This window comes from Streptomyces sp. NBC_01335 (genome assembly GCF_035953295.1).
Lineage (GTDB): Bacteria > Actinomycetota > Actinomycetes > Streptomycetales > Streptomycetaceae > Streptomyces.
Map to the genome: position 1 here is coordinate 6,148,065 of NZ_CP108370.1, position 23,712 is coordinate 6,171,776.

Below are 23,712 nucleotides of genomic sequence, written 5' to 3' on the forward strand. Positions count from 1 at the left end.
CATGTCCACCCCGCACTCCACCCCACCCCCGGCCGGCACCTCCTTGCGCTGGTACGGCGAAGGCTTCCCCGCCACCGACCCCTCCGGCATCTACCAGGCGCTCGCCGACCTGGAGAACCCCTGCTTCGTCCTCGCCACCCCCGCCGGGCCCGGCGCCGTCTCCGGCGGCGCCGCCGCCCCGGGCGGGCACGGCCCCGGGGTACTCGCCGCCGCCGCGCCGCTGCCCCCGCACCGCCTCGGCTCGGCGGCGTTCACCGCCGCCCACGGCGTGCGCCTGCCCTACATGGCGGGCGCCATGGCGGGCGGCATCGCCTCCGCCGACCTCGTCGTCGCCATGGCCCGCGAGAACCTCCTCGCCTCCTTCGGCGCGGCCGGACTGCTGCCGTCCGTCGTGGAGGACAGCCTGCGCCGCTTCGAGCGGGAGATCCCCGGCCTGCCCTACGCGATCAACGTCATCCACAGCCCCAGCGAGGACCGCCTGGAGCGGGAGACCGTGGAGCTGGCGCTGCGGCACGGTGTGCGCTGCGTGGAGGCGTCCGCGTACATGGACCTCACCCCGCACATCGTCCGCTACCGGCTGGCCGGGCTGCGGCGCGGACCGGACGGCCGGGTCATCACCGGCAACCGGCTCATCGCGAAGGTCTCCCGCCCCGAGACCGCGACCCGCTTCATGCGGCCGGCGCCCGCCGCCACCGTCGCCGCCCTGCTGGAGCAGGGCCTGATCACCGCCGAACAGGCGTCGCTCGCCCACCACGTGCCGCTGGCCGACGACATCACCGTCGAGGCGGACTCCGGCGGCCACACCGACCGCCGCCCCCTGCCGGCCCTCTTCCCCGTCCTGGCACGGCTGCGGGACGCGGTGCAGCGCGAGCACCGCTACCAGGTCGGCATCCGCCTCGGCGCCGCCGGGGGCCTGGGCACGCCCGCCTCGCTGGCCGCCGCGTTCGCGATGGGCGCCGACTACGTCGTGACGGGTTCGGTGAACCAGTCCTGCCTGGAGGCGGGCACCTCCCCGCAGGTGCGGGCGATGCTCGCCGAGGCCGGCATCGCCGACTGCGAGATGGCACCGGCCGCCGACATGTTCGAAATGGGCGTGGACCTGCAGGTGCTGAAGAAGGGCACCCTCTTCCCGATGCGTGCCCGCCGCCTCTACCAGCTCTACCAGACGTACGACGGGCTGGAGGCGCTGCCGGCGGAGGAGCGCGACCGGCTGGAGAAGCAGATCTTCCGCCGCCCCCTGGAAGAGGTGTGGGCGGACTGCGTCGCCTACTTCACCCGCCGCGACCCCGAGCAGCTCACCCGTGCCGCCGACAACCCGCGCCGCCGCATGGCGCTGGTGTTCCGCTGGTACCTGGGCATGGCCTCCCGCTGGGCCGTCACCGGCGACGACGCACGCACCGCCGACTACCAGATCTGGTGCGGACCGGCGATGGGCTCCTTCAACGACTGGGTGACCGGCAGCTACCTGAAGAACCCGAGCAACCGGCGCGTCGCCGACGTCGCCCACCACCTCATGCGCGGCGCCGCGTTCCACACCCGCCTCGCCCAACTGCGCCTGGCGGGCGTACGGGTGCCCGCCGGCGCGGTCGGCTACCTGCCGGTACCGCAGGACGGGCCGATGCCCCTGGCCCCCACGGCGGGTGCGTCATGAGCGCCGCCCGGACCCCCGCCGTCGCCACCGCCCTCACCCCCGAGGAGGTGGAACTCATCCTCGGTGACCCCACCGACCCCGCCAACGCGTACGGCTACGCGGCCGCCGTCGCCCGCGACGAGGCCGATGCCTTCCCCGAGGAACTGTGCGGCCTGCTCTTCGAGGCGGGCTTCCACCTCGCCTATCTGCCCCGCGAGTGGGGAGGCACCTTCGAGTCCTTCGACCGCAGCCTCACCCTGGTACGGGCCGCCGCACGCCGCGACGTGACGGTGATGCCCGGCACCATGTTCAGCATCATCGCCGCGACCTGCCTGCAGGTGCACGGTTCGCTCGGGCAGCGCGAGAAGGTGGCGCGCGTGCTGCGGGAGGGCGGCGCCGTCGCGTTCGCCATGACGGAGGCCGCCCACGGCAGCGACCTGGTCTCCGGCGCGCTGCACCTGGACGCGCAGGGCCGGCTGCAGGGCGAGAAGTGGCTGGTCGGCAACGGGACGCGGTGCGAGGCGGTGTACGTGGTGGCCCGCACCGGCGAGCGCGGCCCCGGCGCGTTCACCGCCTACCTGATCGACACCCCGCGCGGCGCCGACCCGGACGGCCTGACCCGCCTGCCGGCACCCCGCACCGACGGCATGCGCGGGGTGGACCTCGCCACCCTGCGCTTCGACGGGCTGACGGTCCCGCCCGACGCGCAGGTCGGCAAGGAGGGCGAGGGCCTGGAGGTCGCCCTGCGCGCCCAGCAGGCGGTGCGGCTGATGAGCATGGCGGGGTCGCTGGGCATCGCCGACACGGCGCTGCGCCTGACCCTGGACTTCGTCGCCACCCGCCGCTTCGGCCGCGCGACCCTGGACGCCACGCCCTACGCCCGCCGCGAGTGCGCGACCGCGAGCGCCGCGCTGCTGGCCGCCGACGCGGTGGCGTTGGCGGCGGCCCGCGGGGCGCACGTGACACCGCAGGCGTGCAGCGTCTGGGGGCCCGCCGCCAAGCACCTCGTCGCCGAGGCCACCCAGGACGTGCTGCGGCACTGCTCCACCGTGCTGGCCACCCGCTCGGTCCTGCGGGGGCAGGCGCCGGGGGACGGCGTGTTCCAGAAGCTGCGCCGCGACGCGGCGGTGGTCCGCGTCATCGACGCCAGCCCCTACGCCAACCTCCGCTCCTACGCCGCCCAGTTGCCCACGCTCGTCGCCGCCACCGCCGCGGGCGGGCCGGCGCCGTCCGTCGACGCCGTCTTCGCCCTCGACGCGCCTCTGCCCGCCTACGAACCGGCCAGGCTGGACCTCCTGGTCCGCGGCGCCGACCCGGTCCTGGCCGCCCTGCCCGCCGTCACGGCGGACCTGGCCGAGGAGACGGACGCGGAGACCGCGGCGCTGCTGGCGGAGCTGACGTCCGCCGTCGCGGCGCTGCCGGCCCTCGCCACCCGCACCCGCGGCGCGGACGCCGACCCGCACGCTCTCGCCGACCTCGGCGAGAGCTACGCCTGGCTGCACGGCGCCGCCGCCTGCGTCCAGCTGTGGGCCGCCTCCCGCACCACGGGCCTGTACGGGGCCGAGCCGGGCGACACCGGCTGGCTGCGCGCCGTCCTCGCCTACCTCCTGTCCCGCGCCGCCGGCACCGACCCGCGCCGCCGCGCCGCGGACCTGGAGCCGGCCCGTACCACCGTCGGCGCCCTCCACACCGCCCACGCGCTGTTCACCGCCCTGCCCGTCCCGCTCGCCGCCCCGCAGGAGACCACCCATGCCCAGGGCTGATCTGACCGCGCTCGCCGCCCGCCTGGAGGAGTTCCTGGGCTGCCCGCACGACGAGTCCTCCGCGATGCCCTTCCGCCGCGTGCTGGAACTGGACGAACGCGAGTCCTACCCGTACGAGTTCGTCAACCCCCTGCGTGCCTGGGGCGTGCCCGAGTACGCCCTGCCCGGGGAGCACGGGGGACGGGCGGGCGACGTGGAGGCGGAGTTCAACCTGGTGCGGCTCATCGCCCGCCGCGACTCCACCACCGCCACCGCCCTCATCATCACCAACCTCGCCTTCATGACCGTCTGGACCGGCGGAAGCGCCGAACAGCAGGCGGAGTTCGTCGCCGCGGTCAAGAACGGCTACCGCCTCTCCTGGGGCCTGTCCGAACGCGGCTACGGCAGCGATCTGCTGGCCAACGCCATGCGGGCGCGTCCCGTCGAGGGCGGGTACCTGCTCAGCGGGGAGAAGTGGCTGATCGGCAACGCCACCCGCGCCGACGCGATGGTGGTGTTCGCCCGCACGGGAGAGCGCGGCGGCAGCGGCGACTTCTCCGTCCTGGTCCTCGACAAGCGCGCCGCCCCCGCCGGCTCGGTGGTGGAGCTGCCGGGGGAGCGCCTGCACGGCATCCGAGGGATGGACCTGAGCGGGGTGCGGATGGAGGACGTGTTCGTGCCCGGCTCCGCCCTCATCGGGCGGGAGGGGCAGGGCCTGGAGATCGCGCTCAAGGCGGCGCAGGCCGCCAGGGCTCAGATCTCCGGCATGGCGATCTCCGCCGTCGACACCGGCCTGCGCGTGACGCTGGACTTCACCGAGGGCCGCGTCATCCTCGGCAAGACGGTCAGCGACATCCCCTACAGCCGCCGCCAGTTGACGGAGGTGTTCGCCGACCTGATGGTCGCCGACGCCGTGAGCCTGGGGGCCGTGCGGGGCCTGCAGCAGGCACCGGAGCAGGCCAGCGTCCACTCGTCGGTGGCGAAGTACCTGGTGCCCACCATGATGGAACGCGCCATGTCGCAGCTGGCCGTCGTCCTCGGCGCCCGCTACTTCCTGCGCGACCACCCGCACTACGCGGTGTTCCAGAAGATGCTGCGCGACCTGCCGGTGGCGAACTTCGCCGACGGCAACACGGTGGTCAACCTGCGCAACCTCGCCGGCCAGCTCCAGTCGCTGCTGACCCGCGCCGCCGAGGCCACCGGCGCCGACCGGGAGGCCGCGGAGGCGAACGCGGCGGTGCTGTACGGCATGGGCACCGGCCTGCCGACGTACGAGCCGTGGCGGCAGGAGCTGTTCGCGCGGGGCCGTGACGACACCCTGCTGGCCGCCCCGGGCTCCCTGGCCGCGCTGCGGGCCCTGGCGGAGGACGCCAAGGAGGACGACCAGCGCGGGTGGCTGCGCCGGGCCGCGGCCACCGCGGAGGAACTGCTCGACCGCACCGCCTCCTTGCGGGAGCGCTCCGAGCGGTTGCGCGGGGAGCTGGGCCGCGCCTTCGGCAACAGCGCGGAGCTGTTCGACCTGGCGAAGGAGTACTGCCTGCTGCACGCCGCGGCCGCCTGCGTGCACACCTTCGTCCACTCCCACGAGGTGATGGACGAGCCGCTGCCCAACGGGGCGCTGCTGCTGCTGCAACTGGAGCGGCTGCGACGGTGCCTGGCCCCCCACGAGTCGGTCACCGACGCGGCGGTGGTCGACGAGGTCATGCGGGTGCTGCGGCACTTCCACAGCTCCGACCAGCTGTTCTCGCACTGGCAGTTCCCGCTCGCGCCACGGGAGCTGGACGCGGAGACCGTGCGGCGCTGACGGGTGGGGCGGGGCGGGTGCGGTCCGCCGCCCCGCCCCGTCCGGGGCACCCGCCCCGTCCGTAGCACCCCTCCGTTCGCCCGTCCCGTCCGCCCGTCCTTGAGAGGAGCTGCCGCCAGTGCCCCCGCCACGCCCCACCGACCTCCTCCCAGCGGACGCCGGCACCCGGTCCGCCCCGGTCGTCCACCACCTCGCCCCGGGCCCCGCGACGCTGCACCTGCTGCCGGAGACGGCGGTGGACGCCTTCGCCGCCCGGGTGGGCGGTACGGGCGCGCTGAGCGAGGCGGAACGCACCCGGTGGGCGCGCCTGCGGGGGCCGGGGGCGCGCCGCCGCTACCTCGGCGCGCGCCTGCTCGTCCGGCACGCCCTCAGCGCCGCCGACGGCCGTCCCCCGGACCGGTGGCGCTTCACCACCGGTCCGTGGGGCCGTCCCGAGCTGCCGCCCCCGGACGACGGGCTGCGGTTCAACGTCTCGCACACCGAGGGGCTCCTCGCCTGCGTCGTCACCCGGCACGGCGGTTGCGGGGTGGACGTGGAGAGCGTCCCCGCCCGCCCCGACGCCGTGATCCACCTGCCGCCGCACCTCGCGCCCGCGGAGCGCGCCGCTCTCGCCGCCCTGGACGGTGAGGCCCGCGCGGTGCGGCTGGCGGAGCTGTGGGTGCTGAAGGAGGCGTACCTCAAGGCGCTCGGCACCGGCCTGACCCGCCCCCTGGCCTCCTTCACGTTCCGCGACGGCGACCCCACCGCCCCCGATGACCCCACCGCCCCCGATGACCCCACCGGCCCCACCGGCCCGAGCCGCCCCACCGGCCCGAGCCACCCCGACGGCCCAGGCGGCGTCACCCTCACCGTCGACGACCCGCGGCTGTCCGTCGCCGAGGCCGCGACCTGGCGCCTGCGCCTGATGCGCCCCGGCCCCCGGCACGTCCTGGGGCTGGCCCTCCAGGACCCCGCCGCCCGTACGCCCGGACCGGCGCGCCCGCCCGGGCCACTCACCACCTGAGCCACCCAACCCGAGCCACCCCCCGTCCGTCAGCCCCCGCAGCACCCGACCGTGGAGAGACCATGTCGCAGCCCCACACGCCCCGCATCGCCGTCGTCGGCGCCGGCCCGTCCGGCATCTCCGCCGCCTACCACCTGCGCGAGCGCGCCCACATCACCCTCTACGAGAAGGAGGACCGGCTCGGCGGCCACGCCAACACCGTCGAGGTCGAGGACGACGGCCGCACCCTGGGCCTGGACACCGCCTTCATCGTCTTCAACCGCCTCGCCTACCCCACCATGACGCCGGTCTTCGACGAACTGGGCGTGGAGATGGTCGACCACCCCGGCGGCTTCAACTTCTTCGACCTGGACTCGGGACTGGAGTACGGCACGCGGGAGCTGGACCTTCCCGAGGAGGAGATCACCGCCCGGTACGCGGCGACGCCGGAGTTCCTGCCCGTGTGGCGGGAGGTGCGCCGGTTCCACACCGAGGGCCGCCGCGACTTCCTGCGCGGGCGCGCGGAGATGCCGATGCAGGAGTACCTCGACGCGGGCGGCTACAGCGCCGAGTTCCGCCACTCCTACCTCATCCTGCTGTGCTCCGCGGTGTGGTCGGTGCCGGCCGAGCAGATCTGGGAGATGCCGGCCGCCACCGTCATCGCCTTCTTCATGGGCCACGACGAGGGCGGCCTGGGCGGCAGCCGCGTCGACTGGCGCACGGTGGGCGGGGGCTCCATCAGCTACGTGCGCAAGGCCATCGCCGCCATCGGCCCGGAGATCCGCACCGGTGACCCGGTGACCGCCGTCGAGCAGGGCGCGGACCACGCCACCGTGGTCACCGCCAAGGGCCGCGAGCGCTACGACCACGTCATCCTCGCCGCCCACGCCGACCAGTCACTGGCCCTGCTGGGCAACCCCACCGACCACCAGCGCTCCGTACTGTCCACCGTCCGCTACAACGCCTCCGACGTGGCGCTGAGCACCGACACCTCCGTCATCTCCGGTGGCCGCGAGCGCTGGGAGTCGTGGAACTACGGCAAGGTGGAGGTGGACGGCGCGCCGCGCACCTACGTCGTGTACTACCTCAACAAGCTGCACGACTTCACCTCCCGCCGCGACTACTTCGTCACCCTCGACTACCCGCGCGAGCTGGACCCGGAGAAGGTCATCGCCCGCTTCCGCTACACCCACCCCATCCTCGACGGTGCGGTCCGGGAGCTGCAGAAGGACATCTACCGGGTCAACGAGAACACCCGCGTGAAGCTGGCCGGCTCCTACTTCCACTCCCCGAAGCTGGGCGTGGACCAGATCGGCTCGCACGAGGCGGCGTGGGCGTCGGGCAAGCAGGCCGCGGTGCGGCTGCTGGCCGAACTGGACGGCTGAGCGCGGGGCCCGGCGGCGGGGCAGGGGCCCGGAAGCGGGTGAGGTGGCGCAGAGGCCCCGGGCCGGGGCCCGCGCCGCTCACCACTCGTGGCGCCGCGCCGACTCGTGCTCCTGCGCGAGGCGGCGCAGCGCCAGGAGGGCAGGTTCCAGCAGGGTCGTGACGACGACGGCCCGCTCCGCCATCTCCAGCGGGTCGCCCAACCCGTCCAGCTGGTTGAGGTCGAGGCGGGCGGTGTCGGCCGCCAGACGCGCGTACGGGAGAAGCGCGCGCCAGTCGTCGGCGACGCCGAACCGCCGCAGGGCGGTGAGGGTGTCGGCGAGCGCCTCCCGGGCCGGGGCGTTCTTGCTGACGTGCCAGCCCAGTTCGTCCAGCAGCTCGACGACGGACTGCTCGGCGCCGTCCGTGTCCCCCGAGTCCCCGGACGTCCCGGAGTCCGTCGTGCCCCCGGAGCCCGCCGTGCCCCCGGAGTCCCCGGACGACGCGGGTGGTGCCGGCGGCGCCTGCTCGGCCTGTTCCCTGCCCACCCGGATGACGCCCAGGGCCAGGCCGAGGACGTGGTGGGGGGAGGAGCTGCGTTCGCCGAGGGCGAGGAGCACCTGGCGGGTGGCCTCCACGGACAGACCGCGCGTCCCGATCAGCGCCCGCAACAGCCGCAGCCGGCGCAGGTGCTGATCGTCGTACTCGGCCTGGGTGGCGGAGACGAGGCGGCCGGGGGGCAGCAAGTCCTCACGAATGTAGTACTTGATCGTGGGCACGGAGACGCCGCTGTGCTTGCTGAGTTCGGAGATTCGCACGATGTTCACCTTCCTTCTGGCCACTCGATAGTCCTACTGTCTATCATGGGTAGTGTCACTGTCCAATAGGTCACGAGCGGGGTCCGCGAGGGATCGCGCGCGGGGCCCTCCATGTCGGGAGCACCGCTGTGCCCACCCTCCCCTGGACCACCCCGAACCCTCCGAGCACCGGTCTGACCGGCGCACTCGTCATGGCCTCCCGCCTGGAAGTGCGGTCCCTCAAGGACGTGCCGAAGTTCTTCCTGCGCTCGCTGAGCGCCTGGAAGCAGGTGCGTGGCGCGAAGGGGGCCCTCGGCGCCTCCCTCATCGCCGACCCGCTGCGACGCACCTTCTGGACGCTGTCCGCCTGGGAGAGCCGCGAGCTGCTGTACGACTACGCGAAGACCGAACCCCACAAGTCGATCATGAACGGGCTGCGGCCCACCATGCGCCGCTCGGACTTCACCTTCTGGGAGGTCCCCGTCGGCGAACTCCCCATCACCTGGGCGGACGCCAAGGCGCGCCTGGCGCAGCGCATGGCCGAACAGGACGCGCAGGACGCCGGGCAGACCGGCTCCGGCCCCTCCGGCGAGCCCGGCCCGTCCGCTTCCTGACGCCGCTCCCCGCACCCGCCCCGTCCGGTTTCCGCCCCGTCCGATCCCGCCCGATCCCACCCGTCCGCCCCGCGGTGGACCGTTCCGTTGGAGAGCCTCACCATGACCAAGCCCGAACCCCGGTCGGTGCCCTTGTGGCTGTCGATCGTGGCGTGCAGCGTTCCGATGTTCATGGTCGCGTTGGACAACCTGGTCGTCTCGACCGCCCTGCACACCCTCGCCGGCGAACTGAACGCCGACACCCAGGCGTTGCAGTGGTTCGTCAACGCCTACGTGCTGAGCTTCGCCTGTCTGCTCCTGACCGGCGCCGCCCTCGGCGACCGGTTCGGGCGGCGGCGGGTGTTCATGCTGGGCATCGTCCTGTTCACCGTCGCGTCCGTCTTCTGCGGCCTGGCCGACACCAGCGGTGAGCTGATCGCGGCCCGCGCCGTCCAGGGCGTCGGCGGTGCCGCCGTCATGCCGCTGTCGCTGACCCTGCTGTCGCAGGCGGTGCCCAGCCGGTTGCGCGGCCTGGCTCTGGGCCTGTGGTCGGGGATCAGCGGCCTGGCCGTCGCCCTGGGCCCGGTCGTCGGCGGCGCCGTCGTCGAGGGGCTCGACTGGCAGTGGATCTTCTGGGTGAACGTGCCCGTCGGCATCGTCGCCCTGCCGCTGATCCGCTTCGTGCTGCGGGAGAGCCGCCAGGACGGGGTGAGCCTGGACCTGCCCGGCATGGTGCTGGCCTCCGCCGCGCTGTTCGCCGCCGTGTGGGGCATCGTGCACGGAGAGACCGACGGCTGGACCTCCGCCACCGTCATCGGCTCCTTCGCGGCCGCGGTGGTCCTGCTGGTGGTGTTCCTGCTGTGGGAGCGCCGCACGCCGCAGCCGATGCTGCCGCTGTCGTTCTACAAGGTGCGGGCGTTCACCCTCACCAACGTCGTCTCCGCCGCCATGTACTTCGGCGTCTTCGGTTCGCTGTTCCTCCTTGCCCAGTACCTGCAGATCGCCCCGCCGCGCTCCCCGCTGGAGGCCGGTGTGCGCACCCTCTCCTGGACGCTGATGCCGATGTTCGTCGCCCCCGTGGCGGGCCTGCTGACCAACAAGGTGGGCGGCGGGCGCCTGATGGCGCTGGGGCTGTTCCTGCAGGGCGCGGGCCTGGCCTGGATCAACCTCGTCGCCGACGCCGACACCCCGTACGCCACCCTCGTCGCGCCGATGGCCGTCGCCGGCATCGGCATGGGCTTCGTGTTCGCGCCGACCGCCGCGGTGGTGATGGGATCGGTCGGCCCGCAGCACGTGGGGAAGGCGTCGGGTGCCAACACCACCGTCCGCGAGGTCGGCGGGGCGCTGGGCATCGCCGTGCTGAGCACCGTGTTCGCCGGCTCCGGCTCCGCCGCGTCGCCGCAGGCGTTCGTCGACGGCCTGCACCCGGCGGTGTGGGTGGGCGTCGGGGTGGTGCTGGCCGGCGCGGTGTGCGCCCTCGGCATCCCGCGTCGGACATCCGCCCCGGACGCGGCACCCGGCGAGGGCGTCCCCGACGCCGAGCGCGCCGCCGCGGCCGCCATCTGACCCTCCTTCCCGCACCACCGACCCTCCCTTCCCGCACCACCTCCCCGACCCAGCGGTCCCTGCCCCCGGTGGCCCCGGCGCCTCCGGGGGTGTGGGCCGCCTCCCAGGAGCGCCATGCCCGCCGTTTCCGAATCCGTGACGACCACCGACCCCGGCACGACACCGGACACCGCGCCGGACACCGCGGCCGCCCCCGCGCCGGACACCCCGTCGGACGCCCCCCTCGCCCAGCTGCCCGGCACCCCTTCCCTGGAGGGCTGGTCCATCGTCCACGTCGACGACTCGGTGCCGTGGGTCCCCTGGGGTTCCGACGGCAAGGCCCGTGCCCGCCTCACCGCCCGGGCCGACGGCTACCTCATGGCCCTGGTCGAGGCGGAGCCCGGGTACGTCACCGACCCGCACGTCCACGCCCACACCGAGTTCCTCTACGTCATCGAGGGCACCTGCGTGAACCAGGGCGTGACGATGACCACCGGGGACGTGTTCGCCGCCGCCGTCGGATCGCACCACAGCCATTTCCAGGCCCGCACGCCGCTGCGTTACCTCTCCGTCTTCAAGATGCCGCAGGACGGCGAGGACGACTGACGGCGAGGACGACCGACGGCGAGGACGACCGACCGCGAGGACGACCGACCTCCCCCGCGACGTCGCCCCCGCCCGGTCCCACCGCCACGGGGCCGCACCCCGTGGCGGTCCCACCGGACGGGGTCTCCGCCGCCCGTCCCGCCCAGGGCCGCACCGCCTCCGCATCCGCCGCTTCCCGCTCTGTCGCGCCAACCCACGCCGGACGGACCCGCCGTGGGCCCGACCCTCTGCAGAACCGGAGAATCCCATGCGTCTGGCACCTTCCTCCGGCACCACCCCCCGCACCTCCCGCAACCAGTTCACCGCCACCGCCACCGCCACCGCCACCGCCACCGCCACCGCCACCGCACCCGTTCCCCGCCTGAGCGGGCGGCGCGTCCCCGAGGTGTCCTTCGCCCTCCTCGGGCCCCTGCGCGTGCGCGTCGACGGCCGTGACGTACACCTTCCCGAGAGCCGCCAGCTGACGGTTCTGGCCGTGCTGCTGACGGAGGCCGACCGGGTCGTCCCGGTCAGCCGGCTGGTGGACGCGGTATGGGGCGGCACACCGCCCGCAACCGCCGACAAGCAGATCCAGACGTGTGTGTGGCGCCTGCGCAAGGCGTGGACGGAGGCCGGCGGTCCCCCCGACCTCATAGAGACCGTCCGCGGGGGCTACCTGCTGCGGGTGTCCGACGACGGCCTGGACACCCGCCAGTTCGAGAGACACCGAGAGCGGGGCCGGGCCGCCGGTGACCTGGAGGGCGCCGTCGAGCACTACCGCGCCGCCCTGGCCCTCTTCCGCGGCGAACCTCTCGCCGGCCTCACCAGCCGGGGCCTGGCACCCGTCGCCGCGTACTGGGCGGAGCGCCGCCTGACGCTGCTGGAGGAGTGCTTCGACGCCGAACTCGGCCTGGGACGCCACCGGGAGCTCGTCGGTGAGCTCAGCCTCCTGGTCGACGAACACCCCCTGCGGGAACAGCTGCGGGGCCGCCTGATGACGGCGCTGTACCTCTCCGACCGGCGTGCCGACGCCCTCGCCACCTACCGTGCCGGGCGCGCCGCCCTCGTCAGCCACGTCGGCCTCGACCCGTGCGCCCGTCTCCAGGACCTGCACCAGCGGATCATCGACGGGCACCCGGTGAACGTCTGACCACGCGTGTCGGGCGCCGCACACCCGACGGGACCGGCCGGACAGGGCCTGCGGCGGCACGGGCCGTACGGGGCACCCCGCGCGCGAGGTGCCCCGTACGGCCACTGACCCCGACCGCCGCCCCCGCCGCCCGGAGTGTCCGGACGGCGGGGGCGCCGGTCGGTCCCGGTTCACCGGCCCGCCACCACCGCCTCCGCCTCCGGTGCGGCACTGGCGGCGAGCTCCGCCGCCAGTGCCTCCAGGCCGTGCCGGAGTACCTCGATCGCGGTGGCGTACTCGCGCAGGTCGATGTGCTCGTGGTCGGTGTGGTCCAGCGCGGAGTCCCCGGGCCCGTACACCGCCGCCGGACAACCCCAGGCGGGCTCCAGGATGTTCAGGTCCGCCGTCCCCGTCTTCAGCTTCAACGTGGGGCGACCCCCCTGGGCGCGGATGCCGGCGCACAGCGCCCGCACGGCCGCACCCCGGTGGTCCACGCGCACCGCCGGGGTGCGGTCGTCGATCCACAGCCGCGCGTCCCGGGCCGCCTCGGTGAGGAACGCCTCGAAGCGCGGCAGGTCGAAGCCGGGCGGGGTGCGTACGGCCAGCGTCAGCCGGGCGTGCTCGATGGTGCCTTCCACGTGCAGCAGCGTCGTCAGCGGCTGGTCGAAGGCGCGCGGCCCGGTGACGTGCTCCTCGCAGTAGCCGACCACCGCCCGGTGGAACGCGACCGCCGCCTCCGACGCCTTCTCCTCCGGTGACGCGGTGTGCACCGCGGGGCGCCGTACCTCGTAGCGCACCACCACCCGGCCCTTGTAGCCGATGCCCACACCGGCCCACCCGTTGGGCTCACCGACGATCAACGCGTCCGGCCGGGGCCCGAGCGCGAGGTGGGTGGCACCACGGCCGAACGTCTCCTCCTCCACGACCCCGGCGACCACGATCCGCACCGGTCCCGTCCGCGCGCTCGCGGCGGCGCACACCATCGTCGCCAGCGGCCCCTTGGCGTCGACGGTGCCCCGCCCGTAGAGCAGGTCCCCCTCCCGCCGTACCGGCACCGGGTCGGGGACGGTGTCCATGTGGCCGACCAGCATGATGACGGGCCCGTCGGCGGGTCCTCTCTCCGCCAGGACGTTCCCCACGCCGTCCCGCCGGGTGCGAAACCCCCACTCCGTCAACTCCCGCTCCAGGTAAGCGGAAAGGTCCTGTTCGGAGCCGGAGGGGGAGGGGATCTCCACCATGCGCCGCAGCAGCGTCTCGGCACGCTCGGCCGGAGCGGCGCTCATCGGGCCGACCCCGGGACGGCGGCCGCGGCCCCGCCCCGTGCGGAGGTCCGCGCGGACGATCGCGCGGACCCGGTGGACGACGAGGGGGCCGTGGCCCTCCCGCGCGTCTTCCGCCCGGCCGGCGCGGGGCGCGCACCGGCGACGAACGTCGTGCCCGCGCCCGCGCGTGCCGCGGTCACGGGCGACTCCAGCCGCCCGTCACCGATCACCACGTGCGGCACCCCGCCGGCGAACGCCTCGGCGGCGCTGCGGACCTTCACCCGCATCCGCCCCGACGCCATCGGCAGGTGGGCGTCCAACTCGTCGTGCGGCAGCCGCTCCACGACACTGGTCGCGTCCGTGCCGTCGCGCAGCAGTCCGGGGACGTCCGACAGCAGGATGAGCCAGTCGGCCCCCACCGCGACGGCCAGGCGGGCGGCGAGCCGGTCGGCGTCGACGTTGACCATGCCCTCCGCCGCGTCCAGCGCCGGCGGGGAGACGACCGGGGTGAACCCGCCGCCGAGCAGCGTCAGCAGCAGCGCCGGGTCGACCTCGCCGATGCGGCCGGAGTGGTCGTCGCGCACCACGCATTCCACCCCGTCCACCACCGCCCGCGCCGGCGGGTTGCGTTGCGCGGTGACGAGCGTCCCGTCCAGTCCCGAGAGCCCCACCGGCCACAGCCCCGAGCCGCTGAGCGCCGCCAGCAGCGTCGGCTTGACGCGGCCCAGCATCGCCATGGCGAGCACGTCGAGGGCGGGGCCGTCGGTGTAGCGGCTCTGCCGGCCGCCGGGGGCGGTCATCCGCCGTGTGGGCCGCCCGAGTTCGGCGGCGAGCCGGTCCGCCTCGGCGCCCCCGCCGTGCACCACGACCACGTGGTGCCCGGCGGCGCTCAGGCGGGCGATGTCGGCGCCGGCGTCGCCGATCCGCTCCTGCAGGGAACCTCCGAGCTTGACGACGATCCGCTCAGGCCGGGTGGAGCCCGGCGAAGGAAAGTCCCGCCGACTCCTCGAGTCCGGCGGCGATGTTGACGCACTGGACGGCATTGCCGGCACCACCTTTCACCAGGTTGTCCATGGCCGCCACCACGATCAGGTGGTCCCCCTCGGAGTTGAGGGAGAGGCCGATGTCGCAGAAGTTCGTCCCGCTGAGGATCTTCGGGTCGGGCATGCGGCGCAGCGCGGACCGCTCCCGCACCAGTCGTACGAAAGGCTCGCCACCGTAGGCGTCGCGGTACAGCGCCCACACCTCCCGCTCGGTGACGGGCCGGGACGGGGTGATGTGCACCGCCACCTGGATGCCCCGGACGGCGTCGACGGCGGTGACCGTCATCCGTACCGGCACCCCGCAGGCCTGCTCGATCTCCGCGGTGTGCCGGTGCCCGTGCGGTTTCGCCATGCGCAGCGCGCCCGCCCGCTCCGGATGGTGGCTGCCCTCGTCGGGCACCCGGCCGCCGCCGCTGGAGCCGGTACGGGCGTCCACCAGTGCCGGCCCCGCCACCAGACCGGCGGCGGCCAGCGGGTGCAGGGCCAGGATGCCCGCCCCGGCCATGCACCCGGCCACCGCGATGTGCGAGGCGCCGCGCAGCCGTTCCCGGTACAACTCCGGTACGCCCGGCTGGAAGCGGTCCAGCCACTCCCGGGTGGCGGTGGATTTCGGGTAGTGGCGTGCGCGGAGGGCGTCGTCGTGGACGCGGTGGTCGGCGCTGAGGTCGATGACGGTGGGCGCCAGTGCCGACCAGCGCTCCACCGCCTCCGCCGACGCGCCGTGGGGCACGGCGAGGAACACCACGTCGGACTCGGTGGCGTCCTCCGAGGCGATGAACGCCGGTGCGCTGGCCCCGCGCAGGTTGGGGTGCGCGGCGTGGAGGGGGCGGCCGCGCAGCCGGGTGGAGGTGGCCTGCGCCAGCTCCAGGTGGGGGTGTCCCAGCAGCAGTCGGAGCAGTTCGCCGCCGATGTAGCCGCCGGCGCCGACCACGGTGGCTTTCACGCCGCCGTCACCTCCTCGTCGCGCAGGGCGTCCAGGACGTGGTCGACGACGAGGCCCGCGACGTCCAGACCGGTCGCGGCCATCAGGCCGTGGAACTCCATCGTGTGGTTGACCTCCGTCACCAGCACCTCGCCGTCGCGGCGTTCGATGAGGTCGACGGCGAGCATGCCGCCGCCGACCGCCTCCGCCGCAGCGAGGGCGAGCTTCGCCAGCTCCGGCGTCACCTCGCACACCTGGGTGGAGGCGCCCCGCGCGGTGTTGGTGATCCAGTGGTCGGAGGTGCGGTACACCGCCGCCACGACCCGGTCGCCCAGCACCAGCGCGCGGATGTCCCGGCCGGGCGCGTCGATGAACTCCTGGACGTAGAACACCGAGTGCTGGGGGGAGCGCAAGGACTGCCGGTGTTCGATGACGGTCTCGGCGGCGTCGCGGTCGTTGACCTTCGACAGCAGCCGCCCCCACGACCCGACGAGCGGTTTGAGCACTGCCGGGTACCCGATCTCCTCGACGGCGCGCAGGGCGGCGTCGGGGGTGAGGGCGACGACGGTACGAGGGGTGGGGACACCGGCGTCGACGAGGGCGAGGGAGGTACGGAGCTTGTCGCCGCACACGTCGATGACGTCGGCGGTGTTGAACACCGTGTGCCCCGCCGACTCGTACAGGCGGGCGGCGTAGAGGCTGCGGGTGTGGGACATGATCCGGTTCAGCACGCCGCGGTGGCGCACCCCGGTCCGCGACGCGAGGTCGCGGACCAGGGTGCGGTCATCCACGGACTCGTGCGGCACGCCCCGGTGTTCCAGGGCCTCCAGGATCAGCCGTTCCTCCAGCCGGATCCGCGTGGTGAGGACGGCGAGGGTGCCGTCCGGTGACGCACTCGTCTGCACGGTCACTCCCCGAAGTCTTCTTCGATCTCCGGCGCGAGCGCGTACTCGACCGGGCTCGCGATGATGACTTCCAGCTCCACGGAGCAGGACGGGCAGACGACGATGGACGCGACGCGGACGTCGGCGGGCGCGGGGACGCTCTGCGCGCACTCGGGGCAGGCGCTGGTGACGGCGGTGGTCATGACACGTTCTCCTCTTCGGTCGGGTGGTGCGGGGCATGGTGCGGGTCGTGCTGGTGATGGTGCGGGTGGTGCGGATGGCGGTCGTAGGGGCGGCCGTCGACGACGGCCCGCGCTGCGCGGTGCACGGCCTCGGCGGTGACGCCGGCGCCGGCCAGCTGCTCCCGGTGCCCGCCCGGCCGGGTGGCGAACACGTCGGGGACCCCCAACGCCACCACCCGCGCCGGAGCGTGCGCGGAGAGCGTCTCGGCGACGGCGCCGCCGAGTCCGCCGAGCACCGAGTGGTCCTCGACCGTGACGAGGCCGGCGCCGGCGCGGGCCGCCTCCACCAGCGCCGCCACGTCCAACGGCTTGATCGTGTGCATGTCCAGGACGGCGGCCCGGACGCCCTCGGCGGCCAGCGACCGGGCGGCTTGCAGCGCGAAGAGCACCGGGAGGGAGCCGGCCGCGACGATCGTCACGTCCCCGCCCTCCCGCAGCCGCCGCGCCCGCCCGACGGTGAACTCCGCCGGACCGCCCACCGACTCCGTCGCCGCCCGGCCCAGCCGGATGTACACCGGTCCCGGCAGGTCGGCCGCCGCCCGCACCATCCGTACCGTCTCGTCGGCGTCGGCGGGCGTCATCACCGTCATCCCGGGCAGCGTCCGCAGCGCCGCGAAGTCCTGCGTGGCGTGGTGGGTCGGCCCCAGGTGCCCGGCGGACAACCCGGAGTGGGTGGCGACGATCCGTACCGGCAGACCGGGATAGGCGATGTCCGTCTTCACCTGCTCCAGGGCCCGCGCGGAGGCGAACGCGGCCATGGTGTTGACGAACGGCCGTACGCCGGTCGCCGCCAGGCCCGCCGCGACCGACACCATGTTCGCCTCGGCTATGCCCAGGTCCACGTACCGGTCGGGCAGCGCCGCCTGGAACGACTTCTCCAGGCCGCCCATGTCGGAGTCCAGGCACCAGATCCGCCCGTCGGACAGGGCGAGTTCCAGCAGCGTGATCCGGTAGGCGGTACGGTCCGAGCCGTCCCACGACGGCGCGTGGGCGGCCACGGCGTCCTGCGCGGAGGCGGGGGCGGGGGTGGCCGGTACCGGCACGCCGCTCACCGCCCGGCCCGCAGCGCGGCCAGCGCCCTGTCGTACGCGGACGCCGACAGCTTCGCGAAGTGCCCCTGCTTACGGTGCTCCAGGTGTCGCACCCCCCGGCCCTTGACGGTGTCGGCGATGACCACCGACGGGCGGCCCGGTACCGGGGGCCGCTCCAGCGCCGGCACCAGCCGCGTGAAGTCGTGCCCGTCGGTCTCCGTCACCCGCCACCCGAAGGCGCGCCACTTGTCGGCCAGCGGCTCCAGCCCCATGCGTTCCTCCGTGCCGCCGCTGATCTGCAGCCGGTTCCGGTCGACGACGGCGGTGAGGTTGTCCAGCCCCAGGTGCGCGGCGGACATCGCCGCCTCCCAGTTGGACCCCTCCTGCAACTCCCCGTCGCCCAGCAGGGTGTAGACGCGGGTGTCCGCCCCCGCCCGGTGCGCGGCCAGCGCCAGCCCGGTGGCCAGCGACAGGCCGTGACCGAGGGACCCGGTGGCGAACTCCACCCCCGGCACCGCCGGAGTCGGGTGCGCCCCCAGATGCCCGGCGGGCGTGCCGTAGGTGTCGAGGTCCGCCGTCGGGAAGAAGCCCCGTTCGGCGAGGGTGGCGTACAGTGCCGCCCCCGCGTGGCCCTTGCTCAGCACGAAGCGGTCGCGCCCCTCCCACCGGGGCTCCTCGGGCCTGATCCGCAGCACCCGGAAGTGCAGCGCCACCAGCAGGTCGGTCGCCGACAGACAGCCGCCTATGTGCGCGCCGACCGTGCCGGCCGCCATCCGCAGCACGTGCTCCCGCACCGCCAGCGCCTTCTCCCGGAGGTCGTCGTGGGGGTCGGTGGGCAACCCCTCGACCAGCTCCGGGGCCGGGCCGGGGACCAGCCCCGGCGCGGACGGTACGGACGGGTGATCGGTCGCCGCCTGCGCGGACACCGGGCGCGCCAGCGGCACGCTCACGCGGTCCTCCCGGCGGCCCCGTGACCCGGCACGACCGCCCACGGCGGCGCGTAGTCCAGCGACCGGGCGATGCGCCCGATGACGTCCAGGTTCTCCCACACCCGCTCGAACGCGGTCGCGTAGGCGTCCAGCGCCGGGCCCGCGTCCGGGTTGAGGTGCATGCGGCGCAGGCACAGCGAGTCCTCGATGACCTGGCAGGTGACGGGGTAGTCCGCGAGGTCGTACCGCTGCGGGTTGACGCCCGGCAGCGTCCACGGGTAGCCCTTGCCGTAGGCGTCCTGCTTCTGGAACACCGGCTGACCGGGCAGCGGGATGATCTGGTAGTGGGTCAGCGGCACCCCCTCGGCGAGCAGCGCCCGGCGCAGAGCCTGCCGGAACGGACCGGCCTCCACGCCCTCCAGGCCCGCCGCGCTCGGGTCGAAGCGGAACCGCAGCATGTGCCACATGTGGGTGCGGTCCTCCGGCACGGTGGGGACGACGATGCCGGGCAGCGCCGCCAGCCGGTCCAGGAACACCGGGATGTTCTTGTCCCGCCGCTCCTGGTAGTCCCAGAACCGGTCCAGCTGCGCCCGGGTGAACGCCGCCAGCACGGAGGACAGCTTGAGGTTGGAGCCGCGCGTGGCGGACACGTACAGCCGCTCGTCCGTGCTCAGGTCCTCGCCCAGCACGCGCAGACTGCGGCAGCGCGTGGCGACCTCCTCGTCGTCGGTGACGATCAGCCCGCCCTCGCCGCACGTCGGGATCGACTTCTCCACGTTGAGGCTGAACACCGACGCGGCACCCATCGAACCGGCCGTCTCACCGCGGTACTTGCCGCCCTGCGCCTGCACGGCGTCCTCGATCACCAGCAGGTTGTGGCGCCGCGCCAGGGCCCGGATCTCGTCCATGTCGGCGGGCAGCCCACCCAGGTGGACGGGGATGATGGCACGCGTGCGGTTGGTGATCTTCTCCTCGATGCGGGTGACGTCGATGTTGAAGGTGACGGGGTCGATGTCGACGAACACCGGCACCGCCAGCTGGTACAGCGGCGCCATCGCGGTCGCCACGTAGCTCAGCGCCGGCACGATGACCTCGTCACCGGGCTGGATGCCCAGCGCCGTCAGCGCCAACTCCAGCGCCACCGTGCCGCTGTTGACGGCCACCGCGTGGCGGGTGCCGCAGAACTCGGCCCACTCGCTCTCCAGGCCGCTGATCTCCGGCTCGTTCTTCGCGCCGACGGTGAACTTGCGGCTGTCCAGGACCCGCAGCACGGCGTCCCTGTCGGCCTGCGTCACCACCGGCCACTCCAGCCGCCGGTGCTCCGGTTCCACCACGGGCTTGTTACCGAACATCGCCAGCTGTGCCGTCATTTCTCTCTCCAGGTGAGCTGAGGCGGAGCCTGACTGTTCTCTCGTCGTGCCCGGCGCCGGCCGGGCGCCGTGGGCCGCGGCCCGGCTGGGACGCTACGGTCCGCCGTTCTCCCGCCCCTCTCACCCCGCTCCGCGCCGACGAGAGCGACGCGGGGCCCCGGGTGAGAGCGGCGTGAGACCGCCCGGTGAGAACCTCGCGGGGCCCCCGGGCGAGAGCGCCGTGAGAGCCCCGGGTGAGAGCGCCGTGAGAGCACCCGGTGAGAGCGTCGTGAAAGCACCCGGTGAGAGCGTCGTGAGAGCGCTCGCTCCTACCGTGGCCCGGGTGTGACCAGGACGGCCGAGCAGGAGGTTGCGGGATGGACGTCACGCGAACCGGGCGGGGCGTCGTGACCGCGCCCACCTGGCGCATCTCACCGACGGTGCCCGAGCAGGTGGCGCCCAGCTGCCTGTACGACTCGGAGCCCTGGCTGCGCGGCTGGGAGCGGGTCACCGTGGAACGCCGCGCCCGCACGGCGTACGTGCACACCGACCCCGACGCCCCCGGCGCCCGCGCCGACGACGGGGTGGCGGTGCTGCCCCTGTACGCCCTGCACGAGAGCCCCTTCTGGGACGGCTACGAACGGCAGGTGGACCTCGTCGGCCGCTTCGGCGACCCCGTCGTCTTCGCCGGCTCGCCCTATTCCATGTACACCCGCCGCGGTCACGTGCCCGCCGCCCTCATCGAGGGAGCCCACACCACCGCCATGGAGTGGATCGCCGAGGGCGTCGGGGAACTCCTCGTCGTCCCCAACCTCACCGAGGAGGGGGTGGAGGACTGGCTGCGGGTGGCCGGTGAGCCGGTGGGGCGCCTGCTGCTGGAACGCACCTACGCCACCGACCTCGCCGACGACCTCGACACCCAGCTCCACCGCACCACCAACAAGATCCGCCGGGACGTGGCGCGGCGCCTGCGCCGTGCCGACGAACGCGGCCTGACGGTACGGGTGGTGGAGGGGGAGGAGGCGCGCGCCCTGGTGCCCGCCGTGTACCCGCTGACGGTCGACACCAGCGACAAGAACGACTGGCCGCCGCTCTTCGACGAGGCGTCGCTGACCGCCCTGCTGGAGATTCCGGGGGCGTTCCTCCTCGTCGCGGAGGTCGACGGCCGGCTCGTCGGCGCGTTCTTCGCCTTCCGGCGCGGCACCGAGGTCACCTTCATGTGCGGCGGCGTCAGCTACGCCACCCTGCACGACCTGAGCACGTACGTGGCGCTGATGTACCGCGGCACCGAGTGGGCCTACGCCAACGGTGTGCGGCGCCTGGAGTGGGGCCGGGACAACTACCGCTTCAAGGAGCGGCACGCGCTGACCGGAACGGACCTGTACGCCCTCGTCTACGCACCCGGCCCGCGCCCGGACCTGGTCCCCGAACTGCGGCGCATGCACGCGGAACTGTCCGCCTACATCGAGGGGGAGTAGTCGATGGGAGCGGCCCGGCGTCGCGCGGCGTTGCTGTTGGCGGCCGTCGTCAGCGTGAACGCCTCCTACACCGTCATGATCCCGTTCGTGCCGGACCTGGAGCACCGCGTCGGTGCGGGCCCGCTGGTGGTGGCGCTCACCTTCGCGCTGTTCGCGGCGGCGAAAGCACTGGCGCAGCCCGTCGGCGGCTGGTGGGTCGACCGGTGGCGCGCCGACCGGGTGGCCATGCTGTCGATGCTGCTCGCCGCCGTCGGCATCGCCGCCACCGCCCTCGCGACCGACGGGGTGACCCTGCTCACCGCCCGCGTCGTGTGGGGCGTGGGCGAAGGGCTGGTCAGCCCCGCCCTCTACGCAGGGATGGCCGCCCTGTGCCGTCGCTACGACGTGCCGACGAGCCGCATGATGGGCTCCTTCGGCGCCGCCGCCATCGCCGGCTTCCTCCTCGGGCCGCTCATCGCGGGCGTGGCGGGGCCGGCGGGGCTCACCGGGCTGTTCCTCGGCGGGGCGGTGGTGACGGCCGTGACGGCGGTCGGCCTGGTCCTGGCGATCCCCGGACCCGACGCCGGGAAGACCGCGGACACCGGCGCCCCCGGGGAGGCGGCGGCAGGGACCGGCGCACCCGCGCCGACGGAGCCCCCCACAGCCGAGGGCGCCCCGGCCTCCCCGTCCCGCTGGTACGTGTGGGCGCTGTTGCTGGGCCTGATGGACATGTTCACCTTCATCGTCTACTCGGCCCTGGAACCTCTGCTCCCCATGCACCTGCGCGCCGTCGACGACGGCTCCTCCCGCTCCGTGATCTCCGCCGTGCTCGTCGGGGGCCTGGCGGTGTCCGCGTTCGTCATGTGGCTGATGGGCCGCTTCTCCCCTTCGCTGCGGCGCCTCACCGTGACGGGCCTGGCGCTCAGCGCCGTCGGCCTGTGCGCGCTGGCCGCCGGCACCTCCGTCTGGGTCGTCGCCGCCTGCTTCCTGGTCTACATGGCCGGCTACGCGACGCTGTTCCTGGCGGCGCGGCGGGGTGTGGTGGAGCTGAAGGCGGCCCATGCCGACGACGGCAAGGCGTACGGCCTGTTCGGCTTCGTCTCCGACCTCGGCAACGTCGTCGGCCCGCTGATCGGCGTCGCGCTGTACGAGGCGACCGGCCGGTTCACCTTCGCCCTGCTGGGGGCGGCGAGCGCGGTGGCGCTGGTGGCGGTGACGGTCGTGCTGCGCCGCCCGGGGCTGATCCCCGGCCGCGTCGCCGCGCAGGGCGGCCCCTCCCGCACCCCGGCGGCGGTCGCGGGCACCGCGCCCTGAGCCCGCCGGGCGGCCGCTCGGCGACCCGGCCCGGCCGGAGTCCTCGGCGTCGGGTTCCTCGTCGGGCACTGGTGCGAAGTCCCAGCCGCTTTCTGGACACTTGGGGAGTTCCCCGGCCGGCGGACGCGTGATCTCCAGGGGCGGCGCTTTGGTGTGCCTTAAGAGGTTGTCTCATTTGGTGAGTCGTCGGTGGCAGATGAGGGTTGCTGCTATGCCGACGAAGGCGAGGAAGTGCTCGGGTTTGCGTTCGTAGCGGCGGTGGAGGCGTCGGCAGCCGGCCAGCCAGGAGACGGTTCGTTCGACGACCCAGCGGTGACGGCCGAGCCGGGTGGACGACTCGACTCCCTTGCGGGCGATGCGGTGACGTATGCCGCGTGAACGAAGCCATCGCCGCAGGTGGTTGTAGTCGTAGCCCTTGTCCGCATGAAGCTTTGCCGGCCGCCTGCGGCGTGGACCGCGACGGGAACGGATGGGCGGGATTCCGCGGACGAGCGGTTCCAGTCCCTGGCTGTCGTGCATGTTGGCGCCGGAGATGCCGAGTGAGAGCGGCAGTCCGTTCCGGTCGGTGACCAGATGGATTTTCGATCCCAACTTGCCTCGGTCGGTCGGATTCGGTCCCGTCAGAAGCCCCCTTTTGCCGCCCGGACGCTGACCGAGTCGATCGCGCACCGCGACCAGTCCAGCTCACCCCGCGCCCCGAGTTCGTCCAGGACCACGCGGTGGAGACGGGCCCAGACCCGGTCCGTGCTCCACTGGGCGAACCGCCGGTAAACCGTCTGCCAGGCCGGGCCGAACACCGGCGGCAGCTGCCGCCACGTACAGCCCGAGGTGGCCACGAAGACGACCGCCGCCAGAACCTCACGGTCACCGGCCCGACGACGGCCCCCGCCCTGCGGACGCCTCACCTCCGTGGGCGGCACCACCCGCCGGAACAACACCCACAACTCATCCGGCACCAACCGCTCAACCAGATCCGTCATGCACAGACCAACGAGCGACCACGCCATAAGAAACGACGTCTAAGTTGCGGAGCCGATCGCGGCCACTCAGGTCCACGAGCGAAGTCCACCCGTCGCTGTTCTCCTGCTGCGTCGGCCTCGCCGATCCCCC

The 23,712-nt window shown here is 74.0% G+C and carries 21 protein-coding genes; 11 read left to right on the top strand and 10 right to left on the bottom strand.

Annotated elements, in window-relative coordinates; all coding sequences use genetic code 11:
• Position 1: 1 nt before the first annotated feature.
• From OG599_RS26385 to OG599_RS26405, 5 genes are all read left to right on the top strand, one after another.
• On the top strand, positions 2-1,651 hold the full coding sequence (locus OG599_RS26385) for a PfaD family polyunsaturated fatty acid/polyketide biosynthesis protein (protein ID WP_327178442.1): 1,650 nt from the start codon (positions 2-4) through the stop codon (positions 1,649-1,651).
• Positions 1,648-3,393, top strand: a complete 1,746-nt coding sequence (locus OG599_RS26390) for an acyl-CoA dehydrogenase family protein (protein ID WP_327178443.1) — start codon at positions 1,648-1,650, stop codon at positions 3,391-3,393. The genes OG599_RS26385 and OG599_RS26390 overlap by 4 nt, the downstream gene beginning before the upstream one ends.
• The gene (locus OG599_RS26395; protein WP_327178444.1) at positions 3,380-5,176 is read left to right on the top strand and encodes an acyl-CoA dehydrogenase family protein; all 1,797 of its coding nucleotides are present in this window, start codon (positions 3,380-3,382) and stop codon (positions 5,174-5,176) included. The genes OG599_RS26390 and OG599_RS26395 overlap by 14 nt, the downstream gene beginning before the upstream one ends.
• Positions 5,177-5,294: 118 nt before the next feature.
• Entirely contained in the window at positions 5,295-6,179 is an 885-nt protein-coding gene (locus OG599_RS26400) for a 4'-phosphopantetheinyl transferase family protein (RefSeq protein ID WP_327178445.1), read from the top strand.
• A gap of 62 nt (positions 6,180-6,241) precedes the next feature.
• The gene (locus OG599_RS26405; RefSeq protein WP_327178446.1) at positions 6,242-7,543 is read left to right on the top strand and encodes an NAD(P)/FAD-dependent oxidoreductase; all 1,302 of its coding nucleotides are present in this window, start codon (positions 6,242-6,244) and stop codon (positions 7,541-7,543) included.
• A 78-nt stretch (positions 7,544-7,621) separates the two neighbouring features.
• Here OG599_RS26405 and OG599_RS26410 read toward each other — a convergent pair whose 3' ends face one another.
• Positions 7,622-8,338, bottom strand: a complete 717-nt coding sequence (locus OG599_RS26410; RefSeq protein WP_327178447.1) for a MerR family transcriptional regulator — start codon at positions 8,336-8,338, stop codon at positions 7,622-7,624.
• Positions 8,339-8,466: 128 nt separating this feature from the next.
• Here OG599_RS26410 and OG599_RS26415 point away from each other — a divergent pair, with 128 nt between their 5' ends.
• The 4 genes from OG599_RS26415 to OG599_RS26430 all read left to right on the top strand — a co-directional run bounded on the left by OG599_RS26415 (position 8,467) and on the right by OG599_RS26430 (position 12,190).
• Positions 8,467-8,931: a DUF3291 domain-containing protein gene (locus OG599_RS26415; protein WP_327178448.1), complete on the top strand. Its 465-nt coding sequence runs from the start codon at positions 8,467-8,469 to the stop codon at positions 8,929-8,931.
• 102 nt (positions 8,932-9,033) lie between these two features.
• Positions 9,034-10,476 carry an MFS transporter gene (locus tag OG599_RS26420; protein ID WP_327178449.1) on the top strand — a complete coding sequence of 481 codons (1,443 nt, stop codon included), beginning with the start codon at positions 9,034-9,036 and terminating at the stop codon, positions 10,474-10,476.
• A gap of 114 nt (positions 10,477-10,590) precedes the next feature.
• Complete coding sequence (locus tag OG599_RS26425) at positions 10,591-11,061, top strand: cupin domain-containing protein (RefSeq protein ID WP_327178450.1); 471 nt, start codon at positions 10,591-10,593, stop codon at positions 11,059-11,061.
• 247 nt (positions 11,062-11,308) lie between these two features.
• Positions 11,309-12,190 carry an AfsR/SARP family transcriptional regulator gene (locus tag OG599_RS26430; protein WP_327178451.1) on the top strand — a complete coding sequence of 294 codons (882 nt, stop codon included), beginning with the start codon at positions 11,309-11,311 and terminating at the stop codon, positions 12,188-12,190.
• A 170-nt stretch (positions 12,191-12,360) separates the two neighbouring features.
• Here the strand turns inward: OG599_RS26430 and OG599_RS26435 are convergent, their stop codons facing one another.
• From OG599_RS26435 to OG599_RS26470, 8 genes are read right to left on the bottom strand one after another with little or no spacing between them, the layout of a single operon-like run.
• Positions 12,361-13,452, bottom strand: a complete 1,092-nt coding sequence (locus OG599_RS26435; protein WP_327178452.1) for a M20/M25/M40 family metallo-hydrolase — start codon at positions 13,450-13,452, stop codon at positions 12,361-12,363.
• Positions 13,449-14,474: a [LysW]-aminoadipate kinase gene (locus tag OG599_RS26440; protein ID WP_327178453.1), complete on the bottom strand. Its 1,026-nt coding sequence runs from the start codon at positions 14,472-14,474 to the stop codon at positions 13,449-13,451. Before OG599_RS26440 ends, OG599_RS26435 begins: the two co-directional genes overlap by 4 nt.
• On the bottom strand, positions 14,395-15,417 hold the full coding sequence (gene argC, locus OG599_RS26445; protein ID WP_327178454.1) for an N-acetyl-gamma-glutamyl-phosphate reductase: 1,023 nt from the start codon (positions 15,415-15,417) through the stop codon (positions 14,395-14,397). The genes OG599_RS26440 and argC overlap by 80 nt, the downstream gene beginning before the upstream one ends.
• A complete protein-coding gene (lysX, locus tag OG599_RS26450; RefSeq protein ID WP_327178455.1) occupies positions 15,414-16,307 on the bottom strand; it encodes a lysine biosynthesis protein LysX in 894 nt (297 codons plus the stop codon). Before lysX ends, argC begins: the two co-directional genes overlap by 4 nt.
• Complete coding sequence (locus OG599_RS26455; protein WP_327178456.1) at positions 16,304-16,483, bottom strand: lysine biosynthesis protein LysW; 180 nt, start codon at positions 16,481-16,483, stop codon at positions 16,304-16,306. Before OG599_RS26455 ends, lysX begins: the two co-directional genes overlap by 4 nt.
• A complete protein-coding gene (locus OG599_RS26460) occupies positions 16,480-17,565 on the bottom strand; it encodes a transketolase family protein (protein WP_327178457.1) in 1,086 nt (361 codons plus the stop codon). The genes OG599_RS26455 and OG599_RS26460 overlap by 4 nt, the downstream gene beginning before the upstream one ends.
• A 5-nt stretch (positions 17,566-17,570) precedes the next feature.
• Entirely contained in the window at positions 17,571-18,503 is a 933-nt protein-coding gene (locus OG599_RS26465; protein WP_327178458.1) for a transketolase, read from the bottom strand.
• Positions 18,500-19,852: a DegT/DnrJ/EryC1/StrS family aminotransferase gene (locus OG599_RS26470; RefSeq protein ID WP_327178459.1), complete on the bottom strand. Its 1,353-nt coding sequence runs from the start codon at positions 19,850-19,852 to the stop codon at positions 18,500-18,502. The genes OG599_RS26465 and OG599_RS26470 overlap by 4 nt, the downstream gene beginning before the upstream one ends.
• Positions 19,853-20,208: 356 nt before the next feature.
• Here OG599_RS26470 and OG599_RS26475 point away from each other — a divergent pair, with 356 nt between their 5' ends.
• Positions 20,209-21,309, top strand: a complete 1,101-nt coding sequence (locus OG599_RS26475; RefSeq protein ID WP_327178460.1) for a GNAT family N-acetyltransferase — start codon at positions 20,209-20,211, stop codon at positions 21,307-21,309.
• Positions 21,310-21,312: 3 nt separating this feature from the next.
• A complete protein-coding gene (locus tag OG599_RS26480; RefSeq protein WP_327178461.1) occupies positions 21,313-22,602 on the top strand; it encodes an MFS transporter in 1,290 nt (429 codons plus the stop codon).
• 171 nt (positions 22,603-22,773) lie between these two features.
• Here OG599_RS26480 and OG599_RS26485 read toward each other — a convergent pair.
• Positions 22,774-23,573 (bottom strand): IS5 family transposase gene (locus tag OG599_RS26485; RefSeq protein WP_442809712.1). Its coding sequence is split into 2 segments (ribosomal slippage): positions 22,774-23,232 and positions 23,235-23,573, totalling 798 coding nucleotides; the frame shifts between segments, so codons are not numbered across the junction.
• Positions 23,574-23,712: the final 139 nt, after the last annotated feature.